The following is a 1,437-nucleotide window of genomic DNA, read 5'->3' as shown; positions in this document are numbered from 1 at the left end:
TGAACTGCACCCCAAAAGTTAGACAGAAAAAATCTAACTTTTGGGGTGTTTTATTATGAAATTGAGTTATGATGATAAAGTTCAGATCTATGAACTTAGAAAACAAGGATATAGCTTAGAGAAGCTTTCAAATAAATTTGGGATAAACAATTCTAATCTTAGGTACATGATTAAATTGATTGATCGTTACGGAATAGAGTTCGTCAAAAAAGGAAAGAATTGTTACTATTCTCCTGAACTAAAACAAGAGATCATTGATAAAGTTCTTCTTGAGGGGCATTCACAAATTAGGGCGTCTCTGGATTATGCTCTTCTAAGTAGTGGATTACTTTCGAATTGGCTGGCACAATATAAGAAAAACGGGTATACTATTGTTGAGAAAACAAGAGGGAGACCACCTAAAATGGGACGTAAGCCAAAGAAGAGATTTGAAGATATGACAGAATTAGAACGTCTTCAAGCAGAAAATGAGTACTTGAGAGCGGAGAATGCCATTCTAAAAAAGTTGAGAGAACTCCGATTGAGGGACGAAAAGGAGCAAGAAGAAAAACGGAAATTGTTCAAGGACTGGTAACAGAGTTTTCTTTAGATATCCTTCTAAAGATTATTAAGCTTGCCCGTTCAACTTATTATTACCACTTAAAACAGCTGGATCAAAGCGATAAAGATTATGATATTAAAGCTGAAATTCAGTCAATTTATACTGAGCATAAAGGAAATTACGGCTATCGTCGCATGACTCTAGAATTACGAAATCGTGGCTTCGTAGTGAACCATAAGAAGGTGCAGCGTCTGATGAAAGTACTTGGTTTAACGGCTCGAATTCGCCGTAAACGGAAGTATTCTTCATACCAAGGAGAGGTTGGCAAGAAAGCAGATAATCTTATTCAACGTCAATTTGAAGCAACCAAACCAATGCAAAAGTGCTACACAGATGTGACAGAATTTGCCATTCCAGCAAGCAGCCAAAAGCTTTATTTATCACCAGTTTTAGATGGCTTTAACAGCGAAATTATCTCCTACAATCTTTCTACTTCGCCGAACTTAGTACAAATGAAAGCTATGCTAGAACAAGCCTTTACAGAGAACCGTTACGAAAATACAATTCTCCATAGTGACCAAGGATGGCAATACCAACACGATTTCTATCATCATTTTTTAAAGAATAAGGGAATTCAACCATCTATGTCACGTAAGGGAAATAGCCCAGATAACGGTATGATGGAATCTTTCTTTGGCATTCTTAAGTCTGAAATGTTTTATGGTTATGAGAATACGTTTCAGTCACTTGAACACTTGGAACAAGCTATTGTAGACTATATTGATTACTACAACAACAAACGAATTAAGGTAAAACTAAAAGGACTTAGCCCTGTACAATACAGAACTAAATCCTTTGCTTAAATTAATTGTCTAACTTTTTGGGGTCAGTACAAT

1 protein-coding gene is annotated in these 1,437 nt (G+C 35.9%); it reads left to right on the top strand.

Annotated features, from left to right (window positions below; genetic code table 11):
• The first annotated feature begins 55 nt into the window (after nt 1-55).
• Nucleotides 56-1,404 (top strand): IS3 family transposase gene (locus B7700_RS00025; protein WP_142358585.1). Its coding sequence is split into 2 segments (ribosomal slippage): nt 56-506 and nt 506-1,404, totalling 1,350 coding nucleotides; the frame shifts between segments, so codons are not numbered across the junction.
• Nucleotides 1,405-1,437: the final 33 nt, after the last annotated feature.

The sequence above is a fragment of the Streptococcus mitis genome, from assembly GCF_002096755.1.
Taxonomy (GTDB): domain Bacteria; phylum Bacillota; class Bacilli; order Lactobacillales; family Streptococcaceae; genus Streptococcus; species Streptococcus mitis_AC.
The sequence above is the reverse complement of the archived record's forward strand: the minus strand, read 5'-3'. Positions and strand labels throughout refer to the sequence as shown.